Genomic DNA, 6427 nt, shown 5'->3' with positions numbered 1-6427 from the left:
GCCTCAGCAGGGACAGGTAGCCACATTGTAAATAGTATCAATAAGTTACAATGTGGCTTATCCCGAACTGGGGTTAATTTTAAAACTAATCAAGAAAAATTAACGCAACAAAAAGCCCGCTACATTGTATATAGTGGGCTTTTATTTTTTGAAACTTATAAGTCTTAACTACTGAGAGTCTTAACGACTATAAGGTTTGCGGATTATCTGACATGTGTTTTTCACGCAATTTTTGGCGCAGTACTTTACCAACGTTACTCTTTGGTAGCTCAGTAACAAACTCGATATAACGCGGACATTTATAGCCGGTTAAATTGTCTAGAGCAAATTCTTTAATCGAGTTTTTGGTCACGTTATTGTCGGCAGGGATGACGTAGATTTTGACCGCTTCTCCTTGACGCTCATCAGGAATACCGATCACCGCGCAATCAAGAATGCCTTCACAATCAAGCATCACGGATTCTACTTCGTTAGGAAAGACGTTAAAGCCTGAGACCAAAATCATGTCTTTCTTACGGTCTAATAATCTAAAGTAGCCTTTTTCATCCATACTGACGATATCGCCCGTGCGAAAGTAACCATCTTCAGTAAAGTCTTCGCTACTGTCTCTATTCAGATAACCTGAGGTGACGTTAGGACCTTTAACACACATCTCACCAGCTTCATTGACACCGACGCGCTTGCCGTCTTCATCTATGATGATGACATCAACGCTCGGAACTGGGACGCCAATAGTGCCGTTAAACTTACGGTCGGTAACAACGTTGGCAGTGCCGACAGCCACACCCTCAGTCATACCCCAGCCTTCAATCATGGCGCAACCAGTGGTTTCAAGCCAGCGCGCTGCCGTCTGTTCGGTCGCTGCCATACCGCCTGCTTGCGAGATACGTAGCGAGCTAAAATCAAGGTCTTTAAAGTTTGGATTATCAAGCAAGCCTTTAAACAAAGTATTAACTGCTGGGGAAATATGGAACGGTTGTTTAGATAAGGTTTTGATAAATCCAGGTATGTCGCGTGGATTGGGTATCAGGATAAAGGTATAGCCTGAACGCATACCGAGTGAGCTTAGCATAAAGGCAAAAATATGATACAGCGGTAGGGCCATGACCATATTGATATAAACTTCATTAATCTCTGACGTGATAGGGCGCGTCCATGCTTCTGTTTGCATGGCTCCTGCGACGATATTACGTTGAGATAAAATCGCACCTTTAGAGAGTCCGGTCGTACCACAGGTATATTGTAAAAATGCTTTTTGATCCAAAGTCATTTTTGGCTTTTGGAAGGGTAGGTTTTTGCCTTTTTTGAGCACATCGGGAAACTTTGTGACTTCATGCTTAGGGTCGTTTAGCTTGTATTTGGGCACCAAACGTTTGACTTGACGGATAATGGTATTTACTAAAATACCTTTGAGGCCCATCATATCGCCCATTTTTGATAAGACGATACGCTTAATTTGCGTCTCATCAATCACTTGCTCGAGCGCTTGAGCGAAATTATCCACCACAAAGATAACCTTTGCATCTGAGTCATTTAACTGATGGCGCAGTTCACGGCCAGTGTAAAGAGGGTTAACGGGCGTACAGACGTAACCTGCGCGCAAAATACCAATCATGGTTGGCAAGTATTGCGGCACGTTTGGCATCATCAGCGCAACCACGCTGCCTTGAGGCAGTCCTTGTGCTTGTAGCCAAGCGGCGACGGCAAGAGAAGCCTTATCAATGTCATCATAGGTATGAGTCACGCCCATACAGATACTCATAGGATGCAGACGAAAGCGATCAAAACACTCTTCATACAGCTCCACGATGCTGCCATATCTATCTGGATCGATCGTTTTCGGCACACTCTTAGGTATATTGGGCAAGCCAAGGTTTATTCAACGTCATAGTCAGCGTCCTGGAATTTCAATTAAGTTTCTATCGTTAAGCAGTCGTATCCGTGTCAATAAAAAATCAGCGCTGACGTAAAGCAATGGCCGCTGAGTTTGATAACATCCTTATCTATTGACGGACTACTAAGTTTCTTTGCAACTAAAATATAATGTATCGACGATATAATGATACATTTAAGCAACACATTAGCATGAATCTAAGTAAAGGCAATATTAGCATGCGAGTACTGCCCAGTACACATTAAAAGTTTATAAATAAATGCTTCTATAGGAAAAAAAAGACCATCAATGAGGTGGTAGTGAAACATGCTGATATTTGGATAAAAATTTAAGATGGTCTTTGGATAAATACGATATATAACTTAAAAACCGTTTAAGTCGTGCCTAAAAATATCACTGCAAAGGAATAGCGATAGGTTAAAGAGTAGTGCGTTTTTACTTAAACTTTAAACGAGACTGAATCGGCACTATGTGCGGTTATTGTTCGGTTATTGCTTGATTAATGGTTTCGCTTAATTTTTGCGGTACACGAATAGGGCGCATGGGTGCGCTATTATTGCTTGCAGAGTCTGGCGTGACTTGGTTTTGCACGCAAGCGATGACAATTTTAGCGCGACTTAATAAAGTAGTGTTTGAAAAGGCAGTACTTTTCTGAGGAATATCATTGTCATTCGGCGCTAAGCGATGGATACTTTGATAAAATATAATGCTGGCAGGTTTTAGCTCAACCTTATCAATGCGTACGTTGATGACCTCATCTAATAAAATGGCTTTTTTATACTGCAAATCTGCTTGGCTAACGACAAAATGCTGAATCTCACCATCATCGGTCTGCAAAAAATAGCCATTTAAACCAAGCTTGGTGAACCAGTCGCGGCGGCAGTTTTCAAAAAACACCAGATGATTGGCATGGTAGACGATGCCGCCAGCATCAGTATGGTTAATATAGACATTGTAATCAGTAGCAAATAGCGGGGTGCTTGCGTGCATCGATTGTGCAGCGGTATTTTTATTCATGGTTGTCATCAGGTTACTCAGTAAATTTGCGCCATTAATAGCATGTAGAGTTTAAGAGGTTGATATATAAGGTTATAAAAATAAAAAATAAGAAATAACAATGCTTAGATTGTTACTCATGACAGCTACTCTATCGTAAGAGATAAAGGCGCGCAACAGCTAGCTGTGGCGATGTCTGTTATGATAAGCCTTTATTTATCATCTCTTGCTGCTTGCTTTATTTTATAAAAATACTTGTTATAGAAAGATTTTATTTCAATTCATAATGATAGGATAGTTTATGACCCGTTTTGTTTGTTTTAATATCAATGGTATTCGCGCTCGTCAACATCAGTTAGAAGCGATAAAAGAGATTATCGACCCTGATGTGATCGGTCTGCAAGAAACCAAAGTACACGACGAGCAGTTTCCGCTCGCAGATGTGGAAGGTTTGGGCTATCACGTCGAGTATTTTGGTCAAAAAGCGCATTACGGCGTCGCATTATTATCTAAAATTGCCCCTATTTTTGTGCAAAAAGGTTTTCCGGGAGAAGATGAAGAGGCACAGAAGCGCTTTATCCATGCCCGCTATGTATTCGACGGTCGCGAAGTGGATGTGCTTAACGGTTATTTTCCGCAAGGCGAGAGCCAAGACCATCCGACTAAGTTTCCTATGAAGCGTGCCTATTATGCGGATTTGATAACCTATATTGATACACTAAAGGCAGAAGGGCGCTCGCTGGTTATCATGGGTGATATGAACATTGCCCCAGAAGATATCGATGTTGGTATCGGCGAGGCCAATGCCAAGCGCTGGCTTAAAAATAGAAAAACCTCGTTTTTACCTGAAGAGCGCGAATGGTATGGTAACTTGATGGCGCGAGAGCTGACCGATACTTATCGTCTGCATTATCCAGACAGCACCGAATTATATAGCTGGTTTGATTATCGCAGTCGCGGTTTCAATGATGATCCTAAGCGCGGGCTGCGTATAGATCATATTTTATGTACGGCAGATTTGATCGACCATTGTGTCGATGCTGGTATCAGCTATGAGCTACGCGGCATGGAAAAACCGTCTGACCACGCGCCAATTTGGGCAGCGTTTGATTTAAATAAAGTATAATAACTGGCTTTGAACCATAGACTTTTAATATCAGATTTTTAGCATTCGTTTTTAAGAACTAAAAACGAATAACTAGAATTTTATAAAGATAATTTATAACCAATAATACATCAGCATTGATGAATAAGGATTGAATGATGGCTGTCGGCAACGTTGCAGTACCTAATACGATTTATCCTATTGATGGGATTAAACTAAGCGCCACCGCTGCAGGCGTACGCTACAAAGACCGCGATGATTTGGTGGTGATAGAGATTGCTGATAGCGCCAACACTGCGGTTGTGACTACTAAAAATACCTTTTGTGCCGCACCGGTACGTGTTTTACGTGAACACTTTGCTAAAGCCAGCCCGCGTTATTTAATCACCAATACCGGCAACGCCAATGCCGGTACGGGCGCTGATGGTAAACGCCGCGCGGTTGATATCTGTAGCGCCCTAGCTGCTAAAGCGGGCGTGGATGTCAGTACTGTTTTGCCATTTTCGACAGGCGTGATAGGCGAGCCACTAAACAGTGATGCTGTTATCGCAGGCTTAGACAATGCCTTAGCCAATTTGGCCGCCGATAATTGGCTGGCCGCGGCCAATGGTATTCGTACGACGGATACGATTCCAAAGCTTGCCAGTGAAAAGGTTGATGTCGATGCTATCAGCTATCATATTACGGGCATGTCAAAAGGCTCGGGAATGATACGCCCCAATATGGCGACCATGCTTGGCTATGTGGCCACTGATGCCAATATCGCCGCTGACTTATTGCAAGAAATGCTGAGCAAAATTAATGAGCAATCCTTTAACCGCATTACTGTCGATGGTGATACCTCAACCAACGATTGCTGCGTCTTGATTGCAACCGGAACAGCGAGCTCGGAGATTATTGATAGCCCAGAGCATCCGCATTATCAGCCGATATTTGACGCCTTAACAGCAGTGTTTGTGCGCTTGGCACAATTGATTGTACGAGATGGGGAAGGCGCGACCAAGTTTATGACGGTAAAAGTCACGGGTGGCAATACTACGCAAGAATGCTGCGATGTGGCGTATGCGGTCGCCCATTCACCACTGGTCAAAACGGCGTTTTTTGCCAGTGATGCCAACTGGGGACGTATCTTAGCAGCGGTTGGTTATGCAGGTATCGACGACCTTGATACCGAGCAAGTCGATGTCTATTTAGATGAAGTGATGATTTGTCAAAATGGCGGTGTGGCGCCAAGTTATACGGAAGCGGCGGGCAAAGAAGTCATGAGCCAGCCTGAGATTACCATTCATATTAATTTGGCCCGCGGTGATGCCGAGGATACCGTTTATACCTGCGATTTGTCTTATGATTACGTTAAGATAAATGCGGACTATCGCAGTTAAAAGTTATCTATCATTTTATAAAAACGCTCAAAGCCATCCATTATAATGTTAGCTTTGAGCGTTTTTTTATGTTCAATATTTTTGTATTAAATACGGTCTAATTTAAACCGTTTATTAACAGCAGTTGCAAAAGCTGACGTTACTTTACAAAGCAGTTATAGAGGCTAGGCATCGGTGCGACCTATACTGATTGCAGTAAACAATAGACGGTACTATTAATAGTTGAGGAAATTTATATCAATTGTGTTCGTTTTTATTTTAGATGAGCTTAGATTGACTTTCTGATTAACAGTATCTTTATGACTGCTTGCTACCTTTTGAATAGTGATAATTGATTAAAATGAGTTTGAAAGGTAATGATCAATACTAATAAATAAACTGAGGATTTAATAATGAAAAAATTAGCAATTGCGGCATTGATGACGACTTTTGTCTTGTCAGGTTGTTCTACCATGGGTATGAATGATGAGCGTACTATGGTGGTCGAAGGCGAACCTGTGAATGTGAAAGTGGTTAACATTCCAAGTTTCAAAATTGAAATAGCACCACTTAAAGCGGTGTGTGAGCTGCCCACCGCGAGTGGTACTATGGTTGAGTCAGAGTGCCTACAATATCGCCAGACTTATCAGAAAAACTACACGCCTCTAAATGGTGATATTCAAGGCTTTACTTATGAGCCAAACTATCGCTATATTCTAGATGTGCGTCAAGAAGCGGTTATGAATGAAGCAACGAAAGTGGTTAAGCCGGTTTGGATTTTAAATGAAGTGATTTCAAAAACTGCTGAATAATTTTAGTTGTAGCTTATTATAGAAAAGCCTCTAATGATTAGAGGCTTTTTCTGTGACTAAAAAAAGCCTCTAATCATTAGAGGCTTTTTTTAGTCACAGAAAAAGGTAAACGTATTTTATCAAAAAGCGCTGTAAAACCATGTCCCTTCTAGGGCGTGGATATCAGGCGTCAGCTATTGTCTCTCAGCCTTAAAACAGACTTGTCAACCAAACTCATTGAGGTCATAATCACTCTATGAAAACGCTCAAGTTGCGCATC

General features: G+C 41.9%; 4 protein-coding genes and 1 pseudogene. 3 read left to right on the top strand and 2 right to left on the bottom strand.

Annotated features, from left to right (window positions below; genetic code table 11):
* Positions 1-187 precede the first annotated feature (187 nt).
* Together H9653_RS12075 and H9653_RS12070 are read right to left on the bottom strand one after the other, a co-directional pair.
* Positions 188-1889: pseudogene (locus H9653_RS12075) on the bottom strand (AMP-binding protein).
* A 482-nt stretch (positions 1890-2371) separates the two neighbouring features.
* The gene (locus H9653_RS12070; RefSeq protein ID WP_145989763.1) at positions 2372-2920 is read right to left on the bottom strand and encodes a hotdog family protein; all 549 of its coding nucleotides are present in this window, start codon (positions 2918-2920) and stop codon (positions 2372-2374) included.
* Positions 2921-3191: 271 nt separating this feature from the next.
* Here H9653_RS12070 and xthA point away from each other — a divergent pair, with 271 nt between their 5' ends.
* From xthA to H9653_RS12055, 3 genes are all read left to right on the top strand, one after another.
* Complete coding sequence (xthA, locus tag H9653_RS12065) at positions 3192-4016, top strand: exodeoxyribonuclease III (RefSeq protein ID WP_102076264.1); 825 nt, start codon at positions 3192-3194, stop codon at positions 4014-4016.
* A 137-nt stretch (positions 4017-4153) separates the two neighbouring features.
* Entirely contained in the window at positions 4154-5377 is a 1224-nt protein-coding gene (gene argJ / locus H9653_RS12060) for a bifunctional glutamate N-acetyltransferase/amino-acid acetyltransferase ArgJ (RefSeq protein WP_102076263.1), read from the top strand.
* A gap of 392 nt (positions 5378-5769) precedes the next feature.
* Positions 5770-6168: a DUF4377 domain-containing protein gene (locus H9653_RS12055; RefSeq protein ID WP_068408379.1), complete on the top strand. Its 399-nt coding sequence runs from the start codon at positions 5770-5772 to the stop codon at positions 6166-6168.
* Positions 6169-6427 lie beyond the last annotated feature (259 nt).

It is taken from the genome of Psychrobacter communis, assembly GCF_014836505.1.
Lineage (GTDB): Bacteria > Pseudomonadota > Gammaproteobacteria > Pseudomonadales > Moraxellaceae > Psychrobacter > Psychrobacter faecalis.
The sequence above is the reverse complement of the archived record's forward strand: the minus strand, read 5'-3'. Positions and strand labels throughout refer to the sequence as shown.

Excerpts from the sequence above, each read along its gene's own strand:
- H9653_RS12070 (WP_145989763.1), bottom strand. The coding sequence starts at position 2,920 with ATGACAACCATGAATAAAAATACCGCTGCACAATCGATGCACGCAAGC.
- argJ (WP_102076263.1), top strand. The coding sequence starts at position 4,154 with ATGGCTGTCGGCAACGTTGCAGTACCTAATACGATTTATCCTATTGAT.
- xthA (WP_102076264.1), top strand. The coding sequence starts at position 3,192 with ATGACCCGTTTTGTTTGTTTTAATATCAATGGTATTCGCGCTCGTCAA.
- H9653_RS12055 (WP_068408379.1), top strand. The coding sequence starts at position 5,770 with ATGAAAAAATTAGCAATTGCGGCATTGATGACGACTTTTGTCTTGTCA.